Origin of the sequence: Brucella ciceri, assembly GCF_041930145.1 — a bacterium.
Classification (GTDB): Bacteria; Pseudomonadota; Alphaproteobacteria; order Rhizobiales; family Rhizobiaceae; genus Brucella; species Brucella intermedia.
The window spans coordinates 39647-66044 of sequence record NZ_JBHEEV010000012.1 but is presented as its reverse complement, the minus strand read 5'-3'; the positions used below and the strand labels follow the sequence as shown (position 1 = coordinate 66044).

Here is a 26398-nt window from a genome sequence, read left to right as displayed (position 1 = left end):
CGCTCCGCACCTCAGGCTAAGGGGCGAGATTATTATCCCGCCCGCAGGAGCCTGATCGCTTCGTCACGCCCAAAGAGATAGAGCAATATCCGCAGCGCCTGTCCGCGTTCGGATTCCAGGTCTGGATCGCTCGTCAGAATGTAACGCGCGTCCTTGCGGGCGATTTCCAGAAGATCGCCATGCGCTTCGATGGAAGCCAGGCGGAAACCCGGCGTTCCGGACTGCCGCGTGCCAAGCAGTTCACCTTCGCCACGCAGTTTCAAGTCTTCCTCGGCGATGCGAAAACCGTCTTCCGTCTCACGCATCACTTTCAGCCGGGCTTGCGCGATTTCACCGAGCGGCCCCTTGTAAAGCAGCAGGCAGGTCGAAGGTTTGTCGCCGCGCCCCACACGCCCGCGCAGCTGATGCAATTGCGACAGACCGAACCGTTCTGCATGCTCGATGACGATGATCGTGGCATCGGGCACATCCACGCCGACTTCGATCACTGTGGTGGCAACCAGAACACGGGTTTCGCCCTGTTTGAACGCCCGCATGGCCTCGTCTTTTTCAGCACCGTTCATGCGGCCATGGATAAGGCCGATGCGGTCTCCAAAGACGGGTTTGAGGCTTTCAAAGCGTTCTTCCGCTGATGTCAGTTCAACGACTTCGGATTCTTCGACCAGCGGGCAGATCCAGTAGATTTTCTGTCCTTCTCCGACAGCCTTTCGGATGCGCTCGACAAGTTCGCCCATGCGCTCCATCGGCACGATAGCCGTTGTGATCGGCTGGCGTCCGGCTGGCTTCTCGGTCAGTTTCGAAACGTCCATATCGCCAAAGGCGGTAAGCACAAGGGTGCGCGGAATGGGGGTCGCTGTCATGACCAGCATATCCGGTGCCGAACCCTTGGCCGTTAGCATCAGGCGCTGATGCACGCCGAAGCGATGCTGTTCATCAATGATGACCAGGACGAGGTCGTGGTACTCGACCTTTTCCTGAAAAAGCGCGTGCGTGCCGATCACAATATCGATCTCGCCGCTTTTCAATCCTTCAAGCACTGCATTCCGGTCGCGTCCTTTTTCACGGCCGGTCAGGAGCGCGGCCTTCAATCCCGCTTTCTCCGCAAGCGGCGCAATAGTCGCAAAATGCTGGCGGGCGAGAACTTCCGTTGGCGCCATCAGCGCGGATTGACCACCGGATTCAGCGGCATGCGCCATGGAAAGCAGCCCCACCACCGTCTTGCCCGAGCCGACATCACCCTGCAAAAGCCGCAACATGCGTTCAGGCGATTTGAGGTCTGTGATGATCTCGCGAACGGCCTGATCCTGCCCCTTCGTCAAGCGATAGGGCAGGTGGCGCATGATTTCGGCGACGATGCGTCCTGTTCCTTCCAATGGGCGACCGGAAAGACGTCGGGTCTTGGCGCGAACAAGGGCGAGCGCCAGTTGTCCGGCGAGAAACTCGTCATAGGCGAGCCTGCGTCGCGAAATACTTTCAAGCCCAATATCGGAGGGGTCTTCCGGCAGATGAAGCGTATTGAGCGATTGCTGGAAACTGGTAAAGCGCTCCCGCGCCAGCAGGGGAGCGTCGACCCATTCCGGCATTGTTGGAACACGGCTCAAAGCTTCCTTGACGGCGCGCGCCAGCGTCTTCGGCGACAGGCCAGCCGTCAGCGGGTAAACCGGCTCGACCATCGGCAAATTGGCCGCATCTTCCAGGCTCGCAATGTAGTCCGGATGGACCATGGAGGCGCGGCCGTTGAACCATTCCACCTTCCCAGACACGATGACGGTCTCGCCTTCGGGCAGCATTTTTTGCAACCATGGCAATTGTGCATGGAAGAAGGTCAGCGCGATTTCGCCGGTATCGTCATGCGCGAAGACGCGATGCGGAACATTGCCGCGTCCGGGCGGCGCTGGCTGGTGCTGGTCTACCGTTACTTCCAGCGTGACGATTGCGCCTTCAGGCGCGTTAACGATGCCGGGGCGGTTGCGCCGGTCGATCACGCTATGCGGCGCCAGAAACAGAAGCTGGCCGACTTTCGGCTCCGCGCCCGGTATGTCGGTGCCGAGCAGTTTGCCAAGCAGGGCGGCGACCTTCGGGCCAATGCCTGAAAGCGAACGAACGGAGGCGAAAAATGGGTCGAGAACGGATGGACGCATGGCGGGAGCATTAACTGCTTCTGGCTGCCGTGCAAGGGCGGCGTGCAATCTTTCTGTGCTCTTTTTGTTCCTGTTGGATAAACGGGTTCCCGTTTGCGGCGCAGATGCTATATACCAGCAGCAATTTGGAACTGACTGGAGCTTACCAAGGATGACTGGCAGCACATTGGCGACGGAAAATCTGGATGTACGGCGCCGCAAGCTTCTGTTTCGCGCGTGGCATCGCGGTATGCGCGAGATGGATCTGATCCTTGGACAATATGCGGACGCGTATATTGTGGGCTTCACCGATCCGCAGCTTGATGAGTTCGAGCATATTCTCGAAGTGCTCGACCGCGATCTTCTCAAATGGGTGACGGGCGAGAGCCCGATCCCCGCAGACTACGACACGCCGCTGTTTCGCGATATTGTCGCTTTCCGCGACCGCATAGAATTCTGAGTTCAAGGTTCCCATGCCCGTTTTCAGCAAACTAGGTCTCAAGTCCTCCAGCGCATCCGGGGCAAATCGTCATATCGTGATCGACGGCGTCGCCGACGGTTATGAGGCGTTCTGTCTTATCCGTCTGGTGGAAGAGATCGGCGAACGCGGGCCGATCATGTATATCGTGCGCGACGGGCAGCGCATTGCGGATCTGGAACAGGTCTTGAGTTTCGTGGCGCCGGACATGCCGGTACTGCATCTGCCTGCATGGGATTGCCTGCCTTATGATCGCGTGTCGCCGGGAGCGGACGCCGCCGCGCGCAGGCTCACAGCGCTTGGCGCCCTGGCCGCGCTCAGGAAAGCGCCGCATCCGGCAATCATTCTGACCACAGCCAATGCCGTGCTGCAAAAACTGCCGCCACAGGCTGCAATTGCCGAGCAGGTGATTTCTGCGCGCCCCGGCAACCAGCTGGACATGAACGATCTGGCATCCCGGTTGGAGCGCAACGGCTTCGAGCGCGTTTCCACCGTGCGCGACATCGGCGAATTTGCGGTGCGTGGCGGTATTCTCGATCTTTATGCGCCGGGCGCGGAAGAGCCGCTCAGGCTCGATTTCTTCGGGGATACGCTGGAGACGATTCGCGCTTTCGATCCGGCCTCGCAGCGCACCACCGGCACGCGGAAGGAATTCGTGCTTCAGCCGATGAGCGAAATTACGCTCTCGCCTGACATGATCAGCCGTTTCCGCAAGAATTACGTCGCGATGTTCGGTGCGCCGCAGCGCGATGACGCGCTCTATCAGGCTATCAGCGAAGGCCGCCGCTTTGCCGGGATGGAACACTGGCTGCCGCTGTTCTATGACAGGCTCGACACCGTATTCGATCATGCGGACGATATGCCGGTGGTCTTCGATCATCTTGTCCATGAGGCGCTGACCGAACGCCACACCATGGTTGTCGATCATTACGAGGCGCGGCTGAGGCAGGCTGAAGGCAAGGAACCGGGCAGTGACGCCGTGCCTTACAAGCCGGTGAAGCCGGAAACGCTTTATCTCACGCCATCAGAGGTCGAGAAGCACGCGGAAGCCGGGGGCATGCGCATCGACCTGACGCCGTTCGGTGCGCCGGAAGTTACGGGTCGGACGATTGTTCATGCCGATGTGCATAAGGGCCGCAGCTTTGCCGAGGAGCGCGCCGCCACCGATGTGAACCTGTTCGAGGCGGTGGTGAAGCATATTGCCGAACTGCGGGCGTCGGGCAAGAAGGTGCTGGTTGCTGCCTGGACCGAAGGCTCGCTCGACCGTCTTTTGCAGGTGCTCGACGAACATGGGCTGGAAAAGATCGAATCCGTCGACAGGCTTTCTACCGTCAAGGCGCTGTCCCGCGACAAGGTGACGGCGGCGGTGCTGGCCGTCGAGAGCGGCTTCGATGCGGGCGATCTCGTCATCGTGGCCGAGCAGGATATTCTGGGCGACCGCCTCATCCGCCGCTCCAAGCGCCGCAAGCGGGATCAGGACTTTATCTCGGAGGTTGCCTCACTCAGCGCTGGCGACATTGTCGTCCACGTCGATCACGGTATCGGTCGCTTCATTGGCCTCAAGACGATCACGGCGGCAGGTGCGCCGCATGACTGCCTTGAAATCCATTATGCAGGCGACGACCGGCTGTTCCTGCCGGTTGAAAATATCGAGCTTCTGTCGCGCTATGGTTCGGAAGGCTCGGATGCGGTTCTCGACAAACTTGGCGGCGGCGCATGGCAGATGCGCAAGGCGAAGCTCAAGAAACGCCTGCTTGAGATTGCCGGTCAGCTGATCCAGATCGCTGCCGAACGCCAGATGCGCGGCGCGCCGGTCATGACGCCGCCCGATGGTCTCTATGCGGAGTTTGCAGCTCGCTTTCCGTATGATGAGACCGACGATCAGTTGACGGCCATTGAATCCGTCGCGGACGATCTGGCTGCTGGCAAGCCGATGGATCGCCTGATTTGCGGCGATGTCGGTTTCGGCAAGACAGAAGTGGCGCTGCGCGCTGCCTTCATTGCGGCGATGAGCGGCGTTCAGGTTGCGGTCGTCGTGCCGACGACGCTTCTGTCTCGCCAGCATTTCAAGACCTTCTCGAAACGTTTCCACGGTCTGCCCATCAACGTCGCGCATGCATCGCGGCTCGTGGGGACGAAGGAGCTTGCGGCTGCCAAGAAGGGGCTGGAGGATGGAACCGTCGATATCGTCGTCGGCACCCATGCGCTGCTCGGCAACTCCATCAAGTTCAAGAATCTCGGACTGCTCATCATCGACGAGGAGCAGCATTTCGGCGTCAAGCACAAGGAACGGCTGAAAGAGCTGAAGTCGGATGTGCATGTGCTGACATTGTCCGCCACGCCGATCCCGCGCACCTTGCAGCTTGCGCTGACCGGGGTGCGCGAACTCTCGCTCATCACCACGCCGCCGGTCGATCGCATGGCAGTCCGCACCTTCGTGTCGCCGTTCGATCCGCTCGTCATTCGCGAAACGCTGTTGCGCGAACGCTATCGCGGCGGCCAGAGCTTCTATGTCTGCCCGCGTATTTCCGATCTTGGCGAGATCGAAGAATTCCTGAAAACCCATGTGCCTGAGCTAAAAGTCGCCGTAGCCCACGGCCAGATGGCGCCGGGCGTGCTGGATGACATCATGAACGCCTTCTATGACGGCCAATATGATGTGCTTCTGTCCACGACCATCGTGGAATCCGGCCTCGATATTCCGACGGCCAACACGATGATCGTGCATCGCGCCGATATGTTCGGCTTGGCGCAGCTCTACCAGTTGCGGGGTCGTGTCGGTCGCTCCAAGCAACGCGCCTTCGCGCTGTTCACGCTCCCTGCGGGCAAGATGCTGACGCAGATGGCGGAACGCCGCCTCAAGGTTCTGCAGTCGCTCGACACGCTGGGCGCGGGCTTCCAGCTTGCAAGCCACGACATGGATATTCGCGGGGCAGGCAATCTGCTCGGCGAGGAACAATCCGGCCATATCAAGGAAGTCGGTTTCGAGCTCTACCAGCAAATGCTGGAAGAAGCCGTGGCGACACTCAAGGGCACAATCGAGGTTGAAGACAGCCAGTGGTCGCCGCAGATTGCGATCGGCACGGCGGTAATGATTCCGGAAGCCTATGTGCCCGATCTTCAGCTCCGCCTCGGCCTTTATCGTCGCCTTGCCGATCTGGAAGAGCCGCAGGATATCGATGCCTTTGGTGCGGAACTTATCGACCGTTTTGGCCCGATGCCGGAAGAAGTGCAGCATCTGCTCAAGATCGTTTACATCAAGGCGCTCTGCCGCCGTGCGAATGTCGAGAAGCTCGACGCCGGTCCGAAGGGCGTGGTCATCCAGTTCCGCAATGCCACTTTTGCAAATCCCGTCGGGCTTGTGAAAATGATCGGGGAACAGGGTTCTATGGCCAAGATCAGGCCAGATCAGAGCATTGTTTTCATCCGCGACTGGGCAACACCGGAGAAGCGCCTCAACGGCTCGGCAGTCATCATGACTCAGCTCGCAAAAATTGCTACAGGCGGCTGAGGCACACGGGGATAAAAATTGAGGGTTCGGAGCCGCCTGTTGGTCCCGAGATTTTAGAACGGAGAGAACTTTGATGCTAAAGAATGCTTTGCGCATTTTCTGCACTGCGGGTGCACTTGTGTTGGCTTCTCAATCGGCTTTTGCTCTGACCACACTCAACTGCAAGGTTGAAGGTATCGAGAATTTTGTCACGCGTTTCAGCCATAACATTGCGATTCAGGAAGCTCAGACCGCCAAGACAGTCATCTTTGAAGGCCTCGACATGGAAGCTGACCCGGAGCCAAAAAAGACAAGCAAGGAAGTTCCACTCGCTGACGTTGAATGGCCTGTGATGCCAGATATGGCGACGCTGGAACGTCAGAAGCTGCAGGCCGAATACAAAGATGCTGCCAATGGCAATAAGATCGTTGTCATCAAGGGCACGGACGGTGGCGAATATATGGAATATGAATTTGCCAAGCAGCCATGCTGGACTCTGGTTCGCGTGTCCGATCAGAGCATGTAGGCATTCAATTATTCAAAGAAAAAGCCCGCGCGTCCAGATGGAGCGCGGGCTATTTTATAGCTTTTCTTTCAGCGATCCTCGGCAATACCCGGTTCAAAACCTTCCGCCGTCTGGCGGATGGCGTCGGCAAGAACATCGGCCGTCTGTGCGCCCATGACGGCGTATTTCTGGTCGATGATGAAACAGGGCACGCCGCGCACACCAATGCGGCTGGCCGTATCTATCTCCTCGCGAATTGTCGCCTTGTCGGCATCGCTTTGGAGAAGCCGGGCGACTACTGCCGCGTCCATGCCGACGCTTGCCGCCGCATCAACCAGCACTTCATGGTCGCCAATATCCTGTCCCTGCTCGAAATAGAGCGAAAACAACAGGCCGACCATCCGATCCTGCGTATCGGGTGCAGCCTGTGCCGCCCAATGGATGACGCGATGTGCGTCGAGCGTATTCGGCGCGCGGGCGATGGCGTCGAAATCGAAGACGATGCCGTTTTCCTCGCCAAGCTCGGTCAACTGTTTGTGGATGTCATCGATCTTTCCGCCTGTGCCGAATTTCTCCCGCATATAGGCCTGGCGATCCTTGCCTTGTGGCGGCAGGGTAGGGTCCAACTGGAAGGGACGCCAGCGCACTTCCGCCTCCACATCCGGCACCATGGCAAGAGCCGCCTCGAGGCGCTTGCGCCCCAGAAAGCACCATGGGCAGACGACGTCCGAGACCACATCGATAGTTATCTTTCTGGCGGCCATGGTTCAATCTCCGTGCAGGAACCGGAGGCTCGGCCTCCCGTTGAATACTCATCATATATTGGGTGGATGTAGGGCGAATTACACTGACGTTAAAGCCCGGTCATTGTTTTGCGCGCCACCATGTCGGCAGTTGATAACCGTAGAGCGAAGTCTTCTGCGGATGTTCGATGCGGTCCCACCGGGCCACCCATTGATAGGGCAGGTAGTAGAGCGGAACGTAATAGTCGCCGGAGATAAGCACACGATCAAGCGCGCGGACCGCACTGACGAAATCTGCACGGGTCCTTGCGGCCAGAAGCGCTTCGATCATCGCATCGACCGCCGGATCGGCAACACCGGGATAGTTGAAGCTTCCCTGCACATCCCGCGAGGCCGCACCCCAGCGCATCCATTGTTCATTGCCGGGCGAAAGCGAACCGGTCAGCGCGCCGAGGATCATGTCGTAGTCGAACGTTTGCAGGCGTTGCTGATACTGGGCATCATCTGCGGTGCGGATTTCTGCCGTAATGCCGAGTCGCGCGAGATTGCGCTTGTAAGCAAGCGCGACCTTTTCTTCGTCGGGCGAGCGCGTCATGATTTCGAACGTGAGCGGTTTGCCCGAAGGATCGACCGCAAGACCGTGTTCAAACTGGAAGCCTGCCTCCGTCAGCAGATCATAGGCCTTCTTTGCAGGCGTGCGATCATGGCCGCTGCCGTCCGTTACCGGCGGATGCCATGTGCCATTCATGACATCCTCGCGAACAGCGTCGGGGAAAGGCGCAAGCAATTGCTTCTCGCGGTCGTCTGCAGGTTTGCCCACCGAAGAAAGCTCCGATCCTTCCCAGTAACTCTGCGTGCGCCGGTACTGATCGGCAAAGAGATTGCGGTTGGCCCATTCAAAGTCGAACAGCAGCCCCAGCGCCTGCCGGATGCGCCGATCGGCGAAGATCGGGCGGCGCGTATTGAACACGAATCCCAGCAGATTGGCTGGCGTGCCTTTTTCAAAGTTGTCCTTGATAACCCGTCCCTGTTTGACCGCCGGGAAATCATAGAGCTTTTGCCAGCGGGTCGGGTTTGCTTCGATAAAGACGTCGAGCAACCCCTTCTTGAAGGACTCGAAAAGGGAAGTTTCGTTGCGATAATATTCGACTGTCAAAGTGTCGAAATTGTTGAGGCCGCGCTGGGAGGGTAAATCCTTGCCCCAATAATCAGGGTTGCGCTTGTAGACGATCCGCTGCCCGGGCTGCACGCCGGAAACAAGGTACGGGCCGCTGCCAACAGGTGGTTTAAGGGACGAATTGCCAAAAGTTTCGCGATCGATGGCGTGCCTTGGCAGCACGGGCATAACGGACGCGATAAGCATGGGAAACTCACGGTCCGACTTGTCGTTGAAGGTGAAGCGAACGGAGCGTTCGCCCGTCTTCTCGATCTTTTCGACACGGCTCATCCGGTTATTGTAGGGAGGGCGTCCCTTTTCCGTCAGGATGTCGTAGGTGAAGAGCACATCGTCCACCGTCACCGGTTGGCCGTCAGACCATCTCGCTTTCGGGTTCAACGTGAACTCGACCCATTTGCGATCCGGATCGGTAGAGACTTTCTCCGCAAGGAGAGGATAGAGCGTAAAAGGTTCGTTTCGCGAACGCTGCATCAATGGTTCGAAAACCAGATTTCCCAGATCGCTGTCAAGAAACAGGCCGCGCGCCGTTGTACGCATGCTTTTCAGCACAAATGGATTGAGACTGTCGAAAGTGCCGACAACGCCCATTGTGAGCGCGCCGCCCTTCGGTGCGTCGGCATTTGCGTAAGGAAAATGGGTGAAGTCGGCTGGTAGCGCCACGTCTCCATGCATGGAGAGCGCGTAGTCCGGCTGGGTTTCCGCTACCGCCTGCACCGGCATTGCGGCGACAACCGCTCCGGTAAAGCTCGCAAGAACCGCTTTGCGGAGATAGGCAATCAATCCGTTCAACTTCAATCGTCCATTGTAAACAAGTTTGATGGTCGCCGCCGGGAAACGCCGATTCGGAACCGAAAACTAGCATGATCGTACATTAAGTGCGGAATTAGGGCGTGTCCGCCGCGTGACAGTAGGAGCTAAAACAAAGATTTTGGCGGATTCCGAGCATGGAATGTCGAAACTCATCTGGATTCATGCCCCTAGTCGTTGTAACACGGCTCCGGATTGGGCCCGGATAGGGCCTGAATGGGGGCTAAAACCCTCAAGGTCACGCTGTTGCCGCATTTTCAAATCAGTGACGGTCTATCGCTGACTTAACTACAGAACGGGAACTATAGATCAGAGTGTTGAAAGGAACCTGTTGATCATGTCCAGCACGAAGACAATCGCTGCCGCATCTGCCATTGCTGGCGCGTTCGCCCTGCTTGCCTCCGCGACGATGCCTGCATCGGCGCAGCAGCCGCCACAGGGCTGGTTCAAGGTCTGCTCGAAGCAGGAAGACAATGACATCTGCAACACGCAGAACATCGTCACCGCGGATTCCGGCCAGCTCCTGACCGCCGTCAACCTCATCGAGATCAAGGGCAAGATCAACCGCAAGATCTTTCAGGTGACCGTTCCTATCGGCCGTCTGATTCCTGCTGGTGTCGGCCTCCAGATCGACAACAACAAGCCGGTCAAGCTTGAATACGGCATCTGCTTCCCGGATCGCTGCATCGCCGAAGCTCCGCTGACCGACGATCTCATCAACGCGCTCAAGAAGGGCGGCAAGCTGACCCTGACTTCGGTCAACTATCAGAACAAGCCGAACCCGATTCCGGTTGCACTCACCGGCTTCTCCGGCGCTCTGACTGGCCCGGCTCTCAAGCAGTCGGAACTGGAAGAACGCCAGAAGGAACTTCAGGACGCCGTCCAGAAGAAGCAGAAAGACTTTGAAGCCAAGATGAAGGCTGAACAGGACAAGGCAAAGGGCGCAGCAAACTAAGCTGCATCCAGTCTGTCACGAGAAAGGGGCGCTTCGAGCGCCCCTTTTCTTTTCAACTATCGCTTTAAAAGACGCTTCTATCTTAATGATTATATTTCAAATAAAAGAGATTAGAGCGCCGGTTCCATTCATTGGATCGAAACGCGCCCTAGTTCGAGTGCTGCGCTTTTACGCGATATGAACCGTTATCCAGCCGGTCGAACATTTCTTCTATCTGCGGATGGCGCAGGGGCTCGCCGCTCAAATCCGGCACGAGGTTCTGTTCCGAAACGTAGGCGACATATTCGGATTCCGCGTTTTCAGCGAGCAGATGATAGAATGGCTGATCGCGATGCGGGCGCGCTTCCTCGGGAATGGATTCATACCATTCTTCCGTATTCGCGAATTCTGGATCCACGTCGAAGATGACCCCGCGGAAGGGGAATAGCCGGTGCTTGACCACCTGGCCGATCTGGAATTTCGCGTGCTTTATCTGTGTCATACCCATGCAACATTATTTAGTTCACCGCGCGACAAATTAAAGTCGGCAGCGACCGGCAATTCTGTCAGTTTGATGTGTCAGGTGGTCCGAAAATCAGGTTAGCTGGAGCGTTTTCCGTCGTCTCGGTGTGGAAGCCTCGGCAGTTTCGGAAGAAGATGCGAGAAGCCGCTGCCGGGGCGAAGCCCTTCACGCATGAAGAACGCGCGCAGCGGCGCAAAGGAGCGAAGCATTTCCAGGCCCACGCCGCGCACGATCTGCGCCGGAAGCATGCCGGACAAAAGCGAACGATTGAGTGCATCGACGGAGCCGGTGCGGGCCAGAATATCCGGGCGTCTCGCGCGGTCATAAGCGCGAATGACCCGATCCGAACCGGGATCTGCCGGATCGCTTTCTACGGCCTTGACCAGCGTTTCGACATCGCGCGATCCCAGATTGAGGCCTTGTGCGCCGATTGGCGGAAAAACGTGCGCGGCTTCGCCGATAAGAATCGTGCGTCTGGCTGCAAAAACATGAGGCACGAGGCCGGAAAGCGGCCAGGCCTGCGGCTTTATTTCGAGTTCGATCTTGCCGAGCATGGATTGCATCATGTCCTCGATGCGCCTGGCGAGCGTGGCGTCATCAAGTGCAAGAAGCGCTTCGGCGCGACCCGGATTCACAACCCAGACAAGGCTCGAGCGTTTGCCTTTGAGGGGAACCTGGGTGAAAGGGCCTTCCTCGGTGTGGAACTCCGTCGAAATGTTTTCATGATCGACAGTGTGTGAAAAGGAAAGCACAACGGCCGTCTGCGGATAGCTCCAGCGGCGTGTGCGGATGCCGGCGGCTTCGCGAGCCATCGAATTGCGTCCATCGGCTGCAACGACCAGCCGCGTATGCAGCGTGTCGCCGCCCGACAGGGTGACGGTCACGTGGTCGCCATTGTGGCGATATTCGATGACGGGTGCATTGATGCGTTGAATATTCGGATTGCGTGCGACGGCTTCAGAAAGTTTCTCGTTCAATACGGCATTGGGGATGTTGTAGCCGAACGCGGCCTCGTCGATTTCACCGGCGCGGAAGGTCACGACGGGGCTTCTCACAAGCCGCCGTGTCGCATCCACGATGCGCATGGAGGCGAGGGCTGCTGCTTCCGGCTCGATACCCGGCCAGACGCCCAGTCCCTCCAGCAATCTGATGGCCGGCATCATGAGCGCTGTCGTGCGACGGTCTCCCTTGTCGGTCTCCGGTCCGAGCAGGACGGTGCGATAGCCTTTCGCGCCGAGCGCCAGCGCAGCCATCATGCCGGCGGGTCCGCTGCCGCTGATGACAATGTCGGTGAGTGGCTTGTTCACAACAAGATCGTTCATCGTGTTTCATCCCCGGCCCGACATTGCGGGCCTCGTGCATCGTCTGATGATTCCAGCCGCACTTAAACCGAAATACAGCCAAAAGGCCATTCTTCCGTGGGATTATGGCGGATTTGCCTCACGCCTTACTTGCTCTTTTGCGCTTATTCAGGGAAAGCTGCTGCAGGATCATGGCTTTTTCCCGAGGGAAAAGGTTTCGATGATCATTAGTTTTGGGGATGTCAGTTTGTGTAGTGTACGCGTTCCCCGATAGATTAAATATACTCGCCGCCTCGGGGATTGTCTTGGGCGGGATAAGCGCGGCGACAAACTGAAATGGCGGACGGCGTGAAAACCAAACTGACCGGAAAACTCAAAGCCAAGAAAGTCACCGCGCCGCAAGCCAAGGCGTTTTCGGTTCACCTTCTGACGGCATCGGGTTCGTTTCTGGCATTCCTTTCCATCGTGGCGGCCAGCGACGGGCGCTACACGGCAATGTGGTGGTGGCTGGGGCTGGCGCTTTTCGTCGATGGCATCGATGGACCCATCGCGCGCAAGCTCGAGGTGAAATATGTTCTTCCGAACTGGTCCGGCGAGCTTCTCGACAACATCATCGATTATGTCACCTATGTTCTGATACCTGCCTTCGCGCTTTATCAAAGCGGGTTCATGGGCACCTATCTGTCGTTCATATCCGGTGCCATAATCGTGGTTTCGAGCGCGATCTATTATGCCGATACCGGCATGAAGACGAAGGAAAACTTCTTCAAGGGTTTCCCGGTCGTCTGGAACATGGTCGTCTTTACGCTTTTCATCGTCAGGCCGGGCGAGTGGGTCGCATTTGCGACTGTCGTCGTGTCGGCAATCCTTTCGTTCCTGCCGATCAACTTCCTGCATCCGGTGCGCGTCGTGCGCCTGCGCCCGCTCAACCTGACTGTTTTCCTGCTCTGGTGTGCCTTTGGCGCGGCTGCGCTCTATTATACTCTGGATGCGCCGTTGTGGGTCCGCGTCGGCGTTTCCGTGACAGGGCTTTACATCTATTTCATCGGGGCGATCATGCAGCTTTTCCCGAGTCTGGGCCGTGAAGCGGCACTTGCGAAGGCCAGAAAGGTTGTCGAAAAGAAGCAGAAGAGCGGAGAAGCACCATGATCAATGCCATTCGCGTCCACCAGACCGGTGGTCCGGACGTCATGAAGTATGAGCAGATCGAGATCGGTGAACCCGGTCCGGGCGAAGCGAAGGTGCGCCATGAAGCCGTCGGTCTCAACTTCATCGATGTCTATTTCCGCACGGGGCTTTACAAGGCGGCGCAGATGCCGTTCACGCCTGGAAATGAAGGTGCGGGCACGGTCGTGGCGGTTGGTCCGGGCGTGAGCGATGTTCGCGTTGGCGATCGTGTTGCCTATGTCGCCACACCGGGCTCCTATGCAGACGAGCGCATTCTGCCAGCCGAACGGCTGGTCAGGGTTCCCGATAATGTCGATCTGAAGACCGCCGCCTCGATGATGCTGAAAGGCATGACGGCGCAGTATCTTCTGCGGCGCACGTTCAGGGTCGAGCCGGGACAGACGATCCTTTTCCATGCTGCTGCCGGTGGTGTGGGGCTCATTGCCGGGCAATGGGCGAAGCACCTCGGGGCTACCGTCATCGGCACGGCAGGATCGGAAGAAAAGATCGCGCTCGCCAGAAAGCACGGCTACGACCACGTCATCAATTACCGCACTGAAAACTTCGCCGAAAAGGTGAAGGAGCTGACGGACGGAGCGGGCGTCGATGTGGTTTATGATTCCGTTGGACGCGATACCTATATGGGCTCACTGGATGTGTTGAAGCCACTTGGCATGTTTGCCTGCTTCGGCCAGTCCTCCGGTGTCATTCCGCCGTTCGATCTGGGCATTCTGGCCCAGAAGGGATCGCTCTTCGCCACGCGACCGACCCTGTTCAATTACATCGCCAAGCGGGCCGACCTCGAAAAGACGGCGGCAGAGCTTTTCGATGTGGTGGGAACCGGCGCCGTCAAGATCGAGATCAACCAGACCTATGCGCTCAAGGATGCGGCAAGGGCGCATGAGGATCTGGAAGCCCGCAAGACCACAGGAACGACCATTCTGCTTCCCTGAACTGACTGATGATCGCGGCGGTGTGCATATGTCCACCGCTGCTTGCTTTTGGGCTTTTCAAGAGCAGACTTGCTGGCTAAGGTCGCTCAAAAATACAAATGGGGAACAATGACAGCGCCTTTAACCGACCGGCCTCTTCTTGATGTCCGCCGGCTCACGAAAGTATTTGGTCAGCTGCGGGCCTGTGATGGTGTCGATCTCACCATCGGGGAAGGCGAGATTCACGCGCTCCTGGGCGAAAATGGCGCGGGAAAGTCCACCTTCGTGAAAATGCTGTTCGGCGCCCTGCAACCCCTTGAAGGCGAAATCGTCTGGAAAGGGCAGCCTGTCGCGATAGACGAACCTGCCGCTGCAAGAAAACTCGGCATCGGCATGGTTTTCCAGCATTTTTCCCTATTTGATTCACTTACCGCCGCTGAAAACATCGCCTTGTCGCTGGACCGTTCGCTTCCGCTTTCGGAGGTTGCAAAACGTGCGCGTGAGGTCGGCAAGACCTATGGCCTTCCTGTCGATCCGCAAGCGCATGTCGGCGACCTGTCGGTTGGCGAACGCCAGCGCATCGAGATTGTGCGCTGTCTCCTTCAGGAACCCGACCTGATCATTCTGGATGAGCCGACATCGGTGCTGACGCCGCAGGAAGCCGACAAGCTGTTTGAAACGCTGGAGCGGCTGAAAGCCGAAGGCAAGTCGATCCTTTATATCAGCCACCGTCTGGAGGAAGTGAAGCGCCTTTGTGACCGCGCGACGGTGTTGCGGCATGGCAAGGTCGTCGCGCATTGCGATCCGCGCAAGGAAACCGCTGCCTCGCTTGCCCGCATGATGGTTGGAAACGACATCAACGTCGTGGCGCGCACTCCCATTGCGGCGCAAAATGCGGGTGACGATGCGCTTTTAGAAATCAGGTCGCTGTCGCAGCCGCCGCGTGGACCGTTTTCGACGGCGCTGAAAAATATTTCGCTTTCGGTTGCCGCTGGCGAAGTCGTTGGCATTGCAGGCGTTGCGGGCAACGGGCAGGGTGAATTTTTCGAGGCCGTTTCCGGTGAAGTGTTGCAGTCCAGCGCCTCGAATGTGCGTATTCGCGGTAAGGATGCTGGCAAGGCAGGCATTAGCGAAAGGCGCATGATGGGCGCGGCCTTCGTGCCCGAAGAACGGCTTGGACACGGTGCCGTTCCGACCATGACATTGACCGACAATCTGTTCTTGTCGCGGTACAGGACCGACGCGAAAATGTTCCTGCGCGGCGGCAAACTCAGGCTGATCGCGGAGAGCGCGCTTCGGTCGGCTGCAAAGCGCATCATCGAACGGATGGATGTGCGCAAGAGCGCTGAAAATCCACCAGCATCCGCACTTTCCGGCGGTAATCTGCAAAAATTCATCATCGGGCGCGAGCTTGACCGTTCACCGTCTGTCATGGTGGTGAACCAGCCGACATGGGGCGTCGATGCCGGTGCTGCGGCGCATATTCGTCAGGCGCTCGTCGATCTTGCGCGTTCCGGTTCCGCAGTTCTCGTTATCAGCCAGGACCTTGATGAACTTCTTGAAATCAGCGACCGGATCGCGGTCATGAACCACGGCCAGCTTTCCGATCCAATGCCGATTGCCGATGTGACGCTGGAAAAGATCGGCCTCCTGATGGGCGGTGTTTCTGGAGAGGCTGCATGATGCGGATCGAACTCGTCAAACGCTCGCAACCCTCAAAACTTTTCAGCGCCTTGTCGCCGTTGCTTGCGCTGACATTGACGCTGGTTTTCGGCGGTCTCGCTTTTGCGCTGATGGGCAAGGACCCGCTGCATGCGCTCTATGTCTTCTTCGTGGAGCCCTTGTTCGACATCTGGTCGTGGCATGAATTACTCGTGAAAGCCGCGCCGCTGATCCTGATCGCGGTGGGGCTATGCATCTGTTTCCTGTCCAACAACTGGAATATCGGTGCCGAGGGGCAGTTCATTGCCGGTGCCATCGCGGGCTCGGTGCTGCCCGTCATGTTCCCCGATCTGCAGTCATGGGTGGTTCTGCCCTTGATGATGCTGATGGGCATGGCAGGCGGGATGGCTTATGCGTCCATTCCCGCCTTGCTGAAAGTGCGCTTCAACACGAACGAAATTCTGACCAGCCTCATGCTTGTCTATGTCGCGCAACTGTTTCTCGACTGGCTGGTGCGCGGCCCGTGGCGCAACCCGGAAGGCTATAACTTCCCCGAAACCCGCCAGTTCAACGATAGCGCCATTCTGCCGGAAATCTGGAGTGCATCGGGCCGTGCCCACTGGGGTTTCATCTTCGCGCTTGTGGCGGCGGTGGTCGTCTGGTTTCTGCTCAAGCACACGCTGAAGGGCTTCGAGGTCAAGGTCATCGGCCAAAGCCCGAGGGCAGGGCGTTTTGCGGGTTTCAGCGCAGGCAGGATGGTGTTCTTCGTCTTTGCGGTTTCCGGCGCACTTGCCGGTCTTGCCGGCATTGCGGAAACTTCGGGCGCCATCGGCCAGCTTCGCCCCGTCATTTCCCCGGGCTATGGCTTCACGGCAATTATCGTCGCCTTTCTCGGACGTCTTAACCCGCTGGGGGCGATCGCGGCCGGTCTGGTGCTGGCGCTTTCCTATCTTGGCGGCGAAGCGGCACAGGTTTCCATAGGCATCTCGGAAAAGTCAGCACGCGTGTTTCAGGGCATGATCCTGTTCTTCGTTCTCGCTTGCGATACGCTGATCCTCTATCGCATTCGCTTCATATCCGCAGCCCGAGCGGGAAAGGCCTGATCCCATGGATTTGACACAGGCTATTCTCCTGACAATTGCAACGGCTGCGACGCCTCTCCTTATCGCGGCCATCGGTGAGCTGGTGGTGGAGCGCTCCGGCGTGCTCAACCTCGGTGTCGAGGGCATGATGCTGATGGGTGCGGTGTCCGGCTTCGCCATCGCACAGATGACCGGTTCGGCATGGCTGGGATTGTTTGCCGCCGTTCTGGTGGGCGCTCTCTTCTCCGCCGTCTTTGGCTTTCTGACGCTCATACTGGTCACCAATCAGGTGGCGACCGGGCTGGCGCTCACAATCCTCGGCGTCGGCGCGTCGGCCCTGCTCGGCGAAAGTTTTGTCGGGCTTCCCGGCGTCCGGCTAGAAGCCGTTCATATTCCCTATCTGACCGATATCCCGCTTGTCGGTCGGTTCCTCTTTGGTCAGGACCCGATCTTCTATATGTCCATCCTGCTGGTTATCGGCGTGGCGTGGTTTCTGTTCCGTACACGGGCTGGCCTTACCCTGCGCGCCATCGGCGACAGCCACGGCTCCGCCCATTCGCTCGGCGTGCATGTGGTGCGCACGCGCTATCTGGCGGTGCTGTTCGGGGGTGCCTGCGCCGGTCTGGCGGGCGCGCAGCTTTCGCTCGTCTATGTACCGCAATGGGTGGAAAACATGACTGCCGGTCGTGGCTGGATCGCGCTTGCCCTCGTCGTCTTCGCTTCGTGGCGACCTTGGCGGGTGCTGATCGGCGCTTATCTGTTTGGCGCGGTGACGATTGGCCAGCTCCACGCGCAGGCGCTGGGCTTTGGCCTGCCATCGCAGTTTCTGTCCGCGCTGCCTTATCTTGCGACGATTGTGGTGCTGGTCATCATTTCGCGCAACAAGCGCCTGACGATGATGAATACGCCGGCTTCGCTCGGCAAGCCCTTCGTGCCGGACAGGTAAAGCCAACGGTTGAGGGGTAGACGAAAATCACTCCCAAGGATTTTCGTTCTGGTTAGTGGGTGCAAACAAGGAGTGCAGGGATCATGAAAAAGACGCTTTTGGCTATAGCCACCGCGACGAGCTTTATGCTCGGCGGCGCGGCGCATGCAGAAGATAAACTGAAGATCGGCTTCATCTATATCGGACCTCCGGGCGATTTCGGCTGGACCTATCAGCACGATCAGGCCCGCAAGGAGCTTGTTGAAGCGCTTGGCGACAAGATCGAAACCACCTTCCTGGAAAACGTGCCGGAAGGTGCTGATGCCGAACGTTCGATCGAGCGTCTGGCGCGTGCGGGCAACAAGCTGATCTTCACCACCTCGTTCGGCTACATGGACCCGACGCTCAAGGTCGCGAAGAAGTTCCCGGATGTGAAATTTGAACACGCGACCGGCTACAAGACCGCCGACAACATGTCGGCCTATAATGCGCGCTTCTATGAAGGCCGTTACGTGCAGGGCGTGATCGCCGCCAAGATGTCCACCAAGGGCGTGGCCGGATACATCGCTTCCGTGCCGGTGCCGGAAGTGGTGCAGGGCATCAACGCGTTCATGCTCGGCGCGCAGTCAGTCAATCCTGACTTCAAGGTCAAGGTGATCTGGGCCAATTCCTGGTTCGATCCGGGCAAGGAAGCTGATGCGGCCAAGGCTCTGATCGATCAGGGTGTGGACATCATCACCCAGCACACCGATTCCACCGCTGCCATTCAGGTCGCGCATGATCGCGGCATCAAGGCTTTCGGTCAGGCTTCGGACATGATCAAGTTCGCGCCCGACACGCAGCTTACCGCGGTTGTGGATGAGTGGGGTCCTTACTATATCGACCGCGCCAAGGCAGTTCTCGATGGTACGTGGAAAAGCCAGAACATCTGGTGGGGCATGAAGGAAGGCCTCGTGAAGATGGCGCCTTATACCAACATGCCGGACGACGTGAAGAAACTGGCGGAAGAAACCGAAGCCAAGATCAAGTCCGGCGAACTGAAGCCTTTCACCGGTCCGATCAAGAAGCAGGACGGCTCCGTCTGGCTGAAAGAAGGCGAACAGGCTGACGACAAGACCCTGCTGGGCCTCAACTTCTACGTCGCTGGCGTGGACGACAAGCTGCCGCAGTGAGTTTTCACCACGATCAAAAAGAAGGGCGCTCAAAGCGCCCTTTTTATTTTCTTACATTGTATTGAAGCCGTCTGTTAAAGCGATAGCTTAAGTCCTTCATGGCTGTCGATGAAGCCAAGGGACCGATAGAAACGCAATGCGTCGGCACGTGATTTGTCTGTTGTCAGTTGCACCAGGCGGCAGCCGCGTTCGCGGCACCGTTCGATCGCCCACTCGATCATCTGACGACCGATTCCACCGCCGCGAATGCGGCTCGCAATCCGGACGCTTTCGATCTGGCCGCGCCACATGCCCATCCGCGACAGGCCGGGTATGAAGCTGACCTGCATGCAGCCGATGATCTCGCCTTCCTGCTCCACGACAGCCAGAAGCTGGTTGGGGTCGGCGTCGATGGCTGCAAAGGCGCTGCGATAGGAATCCCGCAAGGGAAGGCTCGCATCTTCACGCTTTGCGCCCAGCGCATCATCGGCCAGCATGGCGACAATCGCCGCCACGTCAGCCGAGGCTGCCTTTCTGATCTTTATGGCCGCATCCGCCGCCATCAGACCGCCATGCCGTGAAGATCGTAGGCGTCGCTCGCTTCGATCTTTACCGTCACGATGTCGCCCACGCGAAGCGGGCGGCGCGACTGGATGTGAACGCTGCCGTCGATTTCCGGAGCATCGTAGCGCGTGCGGCCCTTGGCAACCGTTCCGTTCGACTCGTCGATGATGACCGGCAGGCGCTTGCCGACCTTCTTCTTGAGGAGATTGGTCGAAATCTGCTGCTGCTTGGCCATGAAACGATGCCAGCGAGCTTCCTTGATCTCTTCCGGTACCTGCTCCAGACCGAGGTCATTGGCCTTCGCACCCTTGACCGGCTCATATTTGAAGCAGCCGGCGCGTTCGATCTTGGCTTCGTCGAGCCAGTCGAGCAGCATCTGGAAATCTTCTTCGGTTTCACCCGGATAGCCGACGATGAAAGTGGAACGCACGGCCAGATCAGGGCAGGTTTCACGCCAGGCCTGAATGCGGCGCGACGTCTTTTCCTGATGTGCGGGACGGCGCATATTCTTCAGCACCGCAGGCGAGGCGTGCTGGAACGGAATATCCAGATAAGGCAGGATCTTGCCTTCCGCCATCAGTGGAATGACTTCATCGACATGCGGGTAGGGGTAGACATAATGCATGCGCACCCATACGCCCATCTCGCCCAATTCACGCGAGAGATCGAGGAACTTGGTGCGAACCGTGCGGTCCTGCCACATGGCTTCCTGATATTTGATGTCGAGGCCGTAGGCGCTCGTATCCTGCGAGATGACGAGGATTTCCTTCACGCCTGCATTAACCAGCTTTTCCGCTTCGCGCAGCACCTGATCAATCGGGCGCGAGACGAGATCGCCGCGCAGCGCCGGAATGATGCAGAACGAACAGCGGTTCGAGCAGCCCTCGGAGATTTTCAGGTAGGCGTAATGGCGCGGGGTCAGCTTCACGCCCTGCGGGGGCACCAGATCGACAAACGGGTCGTGCGCGGGAGGGGCCGCTTCATGCACCGCGCTCATCACGCTTTCATAGGCCTGCGGGCCGGTGATGGCGAGCACGTTCGGGTGGCGCTGGCGGATGACCTCGGGCTCTGCGCCCAGGCAGCCGGTCACGATCACCTTGCCATTTTCGTTGAGGGCAAGGCCGATGGCATCCAGCGATTCATCGCGCGCGGAATCGAGAAAGCCGCAGGTATTGACGATCACCAGATCGGCGCCGTCATGCTTGCGGGAGATTTCATAACCTTCGGAGCGAAGGCTGGTGATGATGCGTTCGGAATCGACAAGCGCCTTCGGGCAGCCAAGGGAAACGAAACTGACGCGCGGTGCGCTCATTGGGAGAACCTTGCAAATATCGGAAATTGCGCGCGCAATATCACGATAAAGGGGCAACGGTAAAGTTGAGATGACAAAAAAAGCCGGAGCGCAGGGCTCCGGCTTCTTGATACTTGGTGAGGTTGGCTTACTCGGCCTGATCAGCCGGAGCCGCGTTCAACTGGCCGTAACGCTCTTCGCCAATCTTGGCGAGAAGGTCGAGCTGGGTTTCGAGGAAGTCGATGTGACCTTCCTCATCGGCCAGAAGCTCATCGAAAAGCTGCTTGGAAACATAGTCGCCGAGTTCGTCGCAGATTTCGCGGGACTTCTTGTAGGAAGCGCGGGCGTCGTATTCGCCTGCAAGATCGGCTTCCAGAACTTCCTTGACGTTCTGGCCGATGCGCAGCGGAGCTACGGTCTGCAGGTTTGGAAAACCTTCCAGGAAGATAATGCGGTCAATCAGCTTGTCGGCGTGATGCATTTCTTCGATAGACTCTTCACGTTCCTTCTTGGCAAGACGCGTGAAGCCCCAGTCGTTGAGGAGGCGGTAGTGAAGCCAATACTGGTTTACAGCGCCAAGCTCGAGGAAAAGTGCCTCGTTAAGCCGCTCGATGACCTTTGGTTCGCCTTTCATTCCATGAACTCCCGAATTTGTCGCGTAGAGAACGTACACGATCCATGAACTGGATCACGTTTTCGTCCATTTGGTTATGACGAAGATGATACTCTTCAGTCACCCTTATGATCGTTTCCACGACGTTTGGGAAGCAGCCACAGCAACGGCCGCGCTTGGACATGATGTTATAGACGGTGCCGGGAACGATAAGTTGCCAGCAATCCTGATCGAGAAGCTCGATAACGACGGCTTCGATGTCCTTATCGGTAATAACATTGCAGCTGCACACTAGCATGAGGAACTATCTCCCAAGCGCGCGCAGAAAAAGTCGGATGCGAAAAGCACCGAAGGGAGGGACTTTACCGGCTCAAACTGTACTTCAACTGTGTGGCTGCGCAGAAAATCTGGCAGCTTTATTTCACTCATGGCGCAAGGCCGAACTGAACCGGTCAATGGTTCCTCCAACTGCAAGGGTTAAAGGCCCGAACATTAAAGGCGTTACTTAAGCGGTGTTTATAAAACCCACCCAATTAAGTCAGGTTATGGCCGTTCGGGTTCAGTTCTGTCAATTTTTATGTTTTTGAAATGTTCTAAAAATCAATAGCTTAGAATCATTCTAAATATGAGTTAACTACCCATCTTTAAAGGACAATTGGCAACTGCGTTTGCCATAGCGGCGCGGGAAATGCGCCGCCAGGACATTATGCGCCATTTCGCCGCACCTTGTGGATAGGCAGCGGCCTGCGGCATCACGAGCCAAGCACGGCGCTGAAGCCTTCGAACTGCGGGGGACCGAGATAGAGCGGCTTGTTATCCCCGGCATTGCGATGCGCATCGCGGAATTGTTCGGATTTGGTCCACGCGACGAAATCCTCGCGATCGCGCCAGACCGTGTGCGAAGCATAAAGCGTGTAGCCTTCTTCTTCGTTGGTCGCGCCGCGAAGCAGATGAAAGCCTTCGAAGCCGGGAAGTTCCGACAATCTGGAGTCACGATTCTTCCAGACGGTCTCGAAATCGGCCTCGCTGCCGACGCGAACCTTGAAGCGATTCATGGCTATGAACATTGCTGATCCTTTTCCATCAGGTTTGGGACTGGCTGTAGCGCATCCCGAAAAGTGCGAAGCGGAATGCTCTAACTATATAGTTTTCGGCGAGTGCAGCGGTAGGGCTGCACTCGCCGCGTCACATCTCGGGATCAGAAGGCCGCCGCGGTCAGGTTGGTCGGCCTTAGCAGATGTGACGATCTTAAACGGGAGGCGGGAACGCCTCCCGCAGTTCTAGAACTGGAACTGTGTCGAGACGAGGAAGGTGCGCCCGCGACCGGAGCCATAGGTGCTCAGCGCGGGGGTATATTCCTTGTCGGCAATGTTGAGCACCTGAAGCGAAAGATCGACCGTATCGGTGAACTTGTACTTCGCGAACACGTCCACCAGCGTGTAGGGATCGGTATCGCTGCCGCTGATGGTCCGCCCGCTTGAAACGTGCTGGACACGCAGGCCGCTTTCAAGCTTGCGTTCGAAGAAGCGCGCGCCGGCGGTAACAGTCACCACATCTTCCGGCAGATACTGGTTGGCGCCAAGCCCCGCCGTCTGCTCAGGCAGTTCGGAAGTGGAGTGCGTATAGGCAATGCCACCGAACGCGAAGCCGGCATCGTAACGGGCATCGAGTTCGAAGCCCTTCACATCGGACGTGCCGTCAACATTGATGAACTGGCTGTTGGTGCTGGAGGCGGTGATATAGTCCTCAACCCGCATCATGTAATAGTTGGCCTTGATGCGCAGGCCGTCTTCTGCGGTCAGGATGCCATCGCGAGCGATATTGACGCCGAATTCCCAGCCGCGCTGCTTTTCAGGACGGAGATTGGGGTTTCCATGCAGCCCCGCGGTTCCGGCATGGGCGATGCCGCCAAGGAAGGTTTCCTGCAGGGTCGGCGAACGCATGGAATGCGCATAGGTAATGTAGGGCTGCAACCAGTCGGTTACGTTGTAGGCGACTGTGACCTTGGGGCTGAACTCGCTGTCGCTGTTCGAGATCGAACTGTCTTCGCTTTCGAGCTTGAAGTAATCATAGCGAAGGCCTGTAACGACTTGCAGCGCCTGATAATTCCAGGTCGCTTCCGAGAAGACCGCACCACGATTGGATGTGGCATCTGTCGGGTTGACGCCCGTCTTGGTGCCGCCCGCATTGTCGCGGTTGATTTCAAAGCCGTTCTTCCATGCAACCGCCACATCGCCAAAGGTGAAGCGCGACGTGTTCGAGGCGGTCATGCCGGTGGTTTCGGCCGAGACCTGCCGCCCGACGAAGCCGCCATTACCATCCACCCAGTTCTGCAATGTGCTGTTGTGGTAGAGGTTGACGTCGATGCCGATGAGATCGTTGTCGGACGGGTTGTAGTTATACTGTGCGAAGAACGTGCGGTTCTGCAGGAACATATCGTAGATCGTATAGGTTCCCGGACGATAGCCCGCAGCATATGTGCCATAGTGGTTGTTGTAGAGAACGCCGCCAAGCGTCAGCTTCTGGTCTTCGCCAAGGCCGAACTCGGCCTTGAACAAGCCGGAAGTCAGTTCCTCGCCGGTCTTCTCGACAGTCACGCCGTCGCCGTTCTTGTAGTCGTTGGAATCGTGGCGGCTGATGGCCGCGACAAGCCCGATCGAATTGACGCGTGCCGCGCCCGCCAGCATTTCGGAGAATCCGGTGCCGTTGCTGCCCCAGGAAGCACGTCCCAGAACGCCCTTGTCCTCGCCGTCGAGAATGACATCGTCCACGCCGAGCGTGCGGAAATTCACACTGCCGGCAAGCGCAGTACCGCCTTCGGTCGTAACAGCGCCGCGCGCCACGTCAATTTCAGACAGCAGATTGGGGTCGATATAGGCATAGCCCTGCGCGTCATGCGCGGTGTTGCGATAGCTCTGCGGCACGCCGTCGATCATCATGTTGACGCGGCCGGAGCCTTCAAAGCCACGGATATTGACCGCCACGCCCGGATTGGAGCCACTCTGGAGGGTGAAGACGCCTGCGGTTCCGCGCAGCACATCGTCCAGTTTCGCGCCACCGAAACGATTGATCTCTTCGCGGTTCACCTTGCCCACGGGCGCCGTGACCGAGGTCGGCACTTGTGTGTCGTTCGCGCGGCGAATGGTGATCGTCTTCAGCGCAACGCCGGCTTCGTCGTCAGCCGCTTTCTGCTCCTGCCCGAATGCTTGCGACGTCATCGCCGCCAGAATGACGGCAAGTCCCGTGCTCGCCTTAAATGACCTTCTAGGAACCCCACCAGTCGCCCGCATTTCCAATGTTTCCTTCATGACCAGACACGCTTCGCCAGTCCTTTGGACAGCGAAGAAACCGAAAAATTTCAATTGTTTATGACTTCCCCCTCAAGAGAAGGCCGCGTGCTGGCTGGGAAGAAAACATCTCCCTGGCTTGCGTGGAAAAAGCGAGATTTAAACTTGACTCGTTTATTCCAGTAATGCAGTGATTAATAAACATGAGTATTGATGTCAACAAAACAAATTTGCTGTCATCACCGTGTGGAAAGTCGATGCTGAGGCGAGAAAATGAACAGGCGTATCCATATCGACATGCAGGTGCGGTTGCCGCGCGGACCCGTTTCCGAGCGGGCCGCAGATCGCATTTCCGAAAGCCAGCTTCACAGCGATTCGACCGGATCTGTTCCGGCTCAGATAAGACCTCGCTTCGGCGAGAGTGCGCTTGAGCCGCAACTGAAAACCTATGGCAGCCGCGAACTTTTCGACGGCTCCCGGGAAGTGGGCATAGAGCACGGCGGCTCGCTCTATCGCCTCAAGATCACCCGCCAAGGCAAGCTCATCCTAAACAAGTAGGCAACATCAGATGACGACCCATACCAAGCCCTCCCCAGAGGAGATTCTCAAGGCACGGGCTGATAATCCGAAAATGCGCGAACGCGATTTTGCGCAGAGTCTCGCTATATCAGAAGCCGATTTTGTTGCAGCGCATTGCGGACAGCCCGAGATGGCGTCGATTTCGGCGCGACGCATTCGTGCCGATGTTGAAACGCTGTTGAACCGCATCGCGTCTGTCGGCGAGATCATGGCATTGACGCGCAATGAAAGCGTGGTTCATGAAAAGATCGGACCTTTTGAAAAGACTGTCTGGGGAGCGCACGCTTCGCTGGCGCTCGGCAAGGAAATCGATCTTCGCATTTTTCCAAAGCACTGGGTTCACGGTTTTGCGGTCGCCAAGCGGGACGGTGAAGCAACGCGCCGCAGCCTGCAGTTCTTCGACGCCACGGGCGAGGCGGTCTTCAAGATACATCTGCGCCCGGCTTCCGACGTTGATGCCTATGAGGCGCTCGTTAGGGATATGCTGCTGGATGATCAGTCTCCGGTCATCGAAACAAGCATCCTCGCTCCCAAGGGACCGAAGGCGGATGTGTCGCTTCTCGATATCGACGCTTTCCGTGAGCGTTGGGGCGCTCTCACCGATGTGCACCAGTTTGTCGGCCTGCTGAAGGATTTCGGCGTGGACCGGCATCAGGCCGTGCATCTTGCCGGTCATGATTTCGCCTGGCGGGTCGACACGTCGTCAGTCGAGGCCATGATGAACCATGCGGTGCAGGAAAAGCTTCCGATCATGTGCTTTGTCGGTAGCCGCGGCTGCATCCAGATTCACACGGGGCCGATCCACGAGATCAAGATGATGGGCCCTTGGCTGAACGTGCTGGACCCGACTTTCCATATGCATTTGCGCCTCGATCACATCTCTGACGTCTGGGTTGTGCGCAAGCCGACCAAGGACGGGCATGTGACCTCGCTCGAAGCTTATGATGCCAGGGGCGAACTGATTGTTCAGTTCTTCGGTGAGCGTCATGAGGGCGAAGCGGAACTGGCCGATTGGCGCATGATCGTGGAAAATCTTCCACGTCTGCCGCAATCCTCCGCTGCATAGG

General features: G+C 57.9%; 23 protein-coding genes. 12 read left to right on the top strand and 11 right to left on the bottom strand.

Translation table 11 applies throughout. The features are described from left to right. Nucleotides 1–32: 32 nt before the first annotated feature. A complete protein-coding gene (gene recG / locus JNC63_RS19255) occupies nucleotides 33–2141 on the bottom strand; it encodes an ATP-dependent DNA helicase RecG (RefSeq protein WP_006471375.1) in 2109 nt (702 codons plus the stop codon). Between the two features lie 151 nt (nucleotides 2142–2292). On the opposite strand from recG, the gene JNC63_RS19250 reads away from it, so the two are divergent. The 3 genes from JNC63_RS19250 (at nucleotide 2293) to JNC63_RS19240 (ending at nucleotide 6614) form a co-directional block, all read left to right on the top strand. Then, entirely contained in the window at nucleotides 2293–2580 is a 288-nt protein-coding gene (locus JNC63_RS19250; RefSeq protein WP_006471374.1) for an FAD assembly factor SdhE, read from the top strand. Nucleotides 2581–2593: 13 nt separating this feature from the next. Then, nucleotides 2594–6109: a transcription-repair coupling factor gene (mfd, locus tag JNC63_RS19245; protein ID WP_006468910.1), complete on the top strand. Its 3516-nt coding sequence runs from the start codon at nucleotides 2594–2596 to the stop codon at nucleotides 6107–6109. A gap of 73 nt (nucleotides 6110–6182) precedes the next feature. Next, nucleotides 6183–6614 carry a hypothetical protein gene (locus JNC63_RS19240; RefSeq protein ID WP_006471373.1) on the top strand — a complete coding sequence of 144 codons (432 nt, stop codon included), beginning with the start codon at nucleotides 6183–6185 and terminating at the stop codon, nucleotides 6612–6614. 68 nt (nucleotides 6615–6682) lie between these two features. Here the strand turns inward: JNC63_RS19240 and JNC63_RS19235 are convergent, their stop codons facing one another. Both JNC63_RS19235 and JNC63_RS19230 read right to left on the bottom strand, forming a co-directional pair. Next, a complete protein-coding gene (locus JNC63_RS19235) occupies nucleotides 6683–7357 on the bottom strand; it encodes a DsbA family oxidoreductase (RefSeq protein WP_006471372.1) in 675 nt (224 codons plus the stop codon). 100 nt (nucleotides 7358–7457) lie between these two features. After that, complete coding sequence (locus JNC63_RS19230; protein WP_006468908.1) at nucleotides 7458–9308, bottom strand: extracellular solute-binding protein; 1851 nt, start codon at nucleotides 9306–9308, stop codon at nucleotides 7458–7460. A gap of 349 nt (nucleotides 9309–9657) precedes the next feature. On the opposite strand from JNC63_RS19230, the gene JNC63_RS19225 reads away from it, so the two are divergent. Continuing rightward, nucleotides 9658–10275 (top strand): invasion associated locus B family protein, encoded by a 618-nt coding sequence (locus JNC63_RS19225; RefSeq protein WP_006471370.1) that lies wholly within the window; start codon nucleotides 9658–9660, stop codon nucleotides 10273–10275. A gap of 148 nt (nucleotides 10276–10423) precedes the next feature. Here JNC63_RS19225 and hspQ read toward each other — a convergent pair whose 3' ends face one another. Beyond that, complete coding sequence (gene hspQ, locus JNC63_RS19220) at nucleotides 10424–10762, bottom strand: heat shock protein HspQ (RefSeq protein ID WP_006468906.1); 339 nt, start codon at nucleotides 10760–10762, stop codon at nucleotides 10424–10426. 92 nt (nucleotides 10763–10854) lie between these two features. Next, nucleotides 10855–12099, bottom strand: a complete 1245-nt coding sequence (locus JNC63_RS19215; RefSeq protein WP_006468905.1) for a UbiH/UbiF family hydroxylase — start codon at nucleotides 12097–12099, stop codon at nucleotides 10855–10857. Between the two features lie 315 nt (nucleotides 12100–12414). Here JNC63_RS19215 and pcsA point away from each other — a divergent pair, with 315 nt between their 5' ends. The 6 genes from pcsA to JNC63_RS19185 all read left to right on the top strand — a co-directional run bounded on the left by pcsA (nucleotide 12415) and on the right by JNC63_RS19185 (nucleotide 19018). Then, the gene (gene pcsA, locus JNC63_RS19210) at nucleotides 12415–13227 is read left to right on the top strand and encodes a phosphatidylcholine synthase (protein ID WP_006468904.1); all 813 of its coding nucleotides are present in this window, start codon (nucleotides 12415–12417) and stop codon (nucleotides 13225–13227) included. Next, nucleotides 13224–14198 (top strand): quinone oxidoreductase family protein, encoded by a 975-nt coding sequence (locus JNC63_RS19205; protein ID WP_006468903.1) that lies wholly within the window; start codon nucleotides 13224–13226, stop codon nucleotides 14196–14198. Before pcsA ends, JNC63_RS19205 begins: the two co-directional genes overlap by 4 nt. Before the next feature lie 108 nt (nucleotides 14199–14306). Beyond that, nucleotides 14307–15860: an ABC transporter ATP-binding protein gene (locus JNC63_RS19200; RefSeq protein WP_031346383.1), complete on the top strand. Its 1554-nt coding sequence runs from the start codon at nucleotides 14307–14309 to the stop codon at nucleotides 15858–15860. Beyond that, nucleotides 15860–16942, top strand: coding sequence for an ABC transporter permease (locus JNC63_RS19195; protein ID WP_006471366.1), 1083 nt, complete (start codon nucleotides 15860–15862; stop codon nucleotides 16940–16942). The genes JNC63_RS19200 and JNC63_RS19195 overlap by 1 nt, the downstream gene beginning before the upstream one ends. Before the next feature lie 4 nt (nucleotides 16943–16946). Further along, complete coding sequence (locus JNC63_RS19190; protein ID WP_006468900.1) at nucleotides 16947–17867, top strand: ABC transporter permease; 921 nt, start codon at nucleotides 16947–16949, stop codon at nucleotides 17865–17867. Nucleotides 17868–17950: 83 nt separating this feature from the next. Then, the gene (locus JNC63_RS19185) at nucleotides 17951–19018 is read left to right on the top strand and encodes a BMP family ABC transporter substrate-binding protein (RefSeq protein ID WP_006471365.1); all 1068 of its coding nucleotides are present in this window, start codon (nucleotides 17951–17953) and stop codon (nucleotides 19016–19018) included. A 74-nt stretch (nucleotides 19019–19092) separates the two neighbouring features. On the opposite strand, the gene JNC63_RS19180 is transcribed toward JNC63_RS19185, so the two are convergent. The 6 genes from JNC63_RS19180 to JNC63_RS19155 form a co-directional block, all read right to left on the bottom strand. After that, complete coding sequence (locus JNC63_RS19180) at nucleotides 19093–19560, bottom strand: GNAT family N-acetyltransferase (RefSeq protein WP_006468898.1); 468 nt, start codon at nucleotides 19558–19560, stop codon at nucleotides 19093–19095. Further along, the gene (rimO, locus tag JNC63_RS19175; protein ID WP_006471364.1) at nucleotides 19560–20873 is read right to left on the bottom strand and encodes a 30S ribosomal protein S12 methylthiotransferase RimO; all 1314 of its coding nucleotides are present in this window, start codon (nucleotides 20871–20873) and stop codon (nucleotides 19560–19562) included. Before rimO ends, JNC63_RS19180 begins: the two co-directional genes overlap by 1 nt. 127 nt (nucleotides 20874–21000) lie before the next feature. Next, entirely contained in the window at nucleotides 21001–21486 is a 486-nt protein-coding gene (gene bfr, locus JNC63_RS19170) for a bacterioferritin (protein ID WP_006468896.1), read from the bottom strand. Then, a complete protein-coding gene (locus JNC63_RS19165) occupies nucleotides 21452–21763 on the bottom strand; it encodes a (2Fe-2S)-binding protein (protein ID WP_006468895.1) in 312 nt (103 codons plus the stop codon). Before JNC63_RS19165 ends, bfr begins: the two co-directional genes overlap by 35 nt. Before the next feature lie 454 nt (nucleotides 21764–22217). Beyond that, nucleotides 22218–22532: a heme-degrading protein HmuQ gene (gene hmuQ / locus JNC63_RS19160; RefSeq protein WP_006468894.1), complete on the bottom strand. Its 315-nt coding sequence runs from the start codon at nucleotides 22530–22532 to the stop codon at nucleotides 22218–22220. A gap of 213 nt (nucleotides 22533–22745) precedes the next feature. Continuing rightward, nucleotides 22746–24683, bottom strand: a complete 1938-nt coding sequence (locus JNC63_RS19155; RefSeq protein WP_374846684.1) for a TonB-dependent receptor domain-containing protein — start codon at nucleotides 24681–24683, stop codon at nucleotides 22746–22748. A gap of 468 nt (nucleotides 24684–25151) precedes the next feature. Between JNC63_RS19155 and hemP the strand changes: the two genes are divergently transcribed. Then, the gene (gene hemP, locus JNC63_RS19150; RefSeq protein ID WP_374846691.1) at nucleotides 25152–25310 is read left to right on the top strand and encodes a hemin uptake protein HemP; all 159 of its coding nucleotides are present in this window, start codon (nucleotides 25152–25154) and stop codon (nucleotides 25308–25310) included. 10 nt (nucleotides 25311–25320) lie between these two features. Next, nucleotides 25321–26397 (top strand): hemin-degrading factor, encoded by a 1077-nt coding sequence (locus JNC63_RS19145; RefSeq protein WP_006468891.1) that lies wholly within the window; start codon nucleotides 25321–25323, stop codon nucleotides 26395–26397. The last annotated feature ends 1 nt before the right edge of the window (nucleotide 26398 follow it).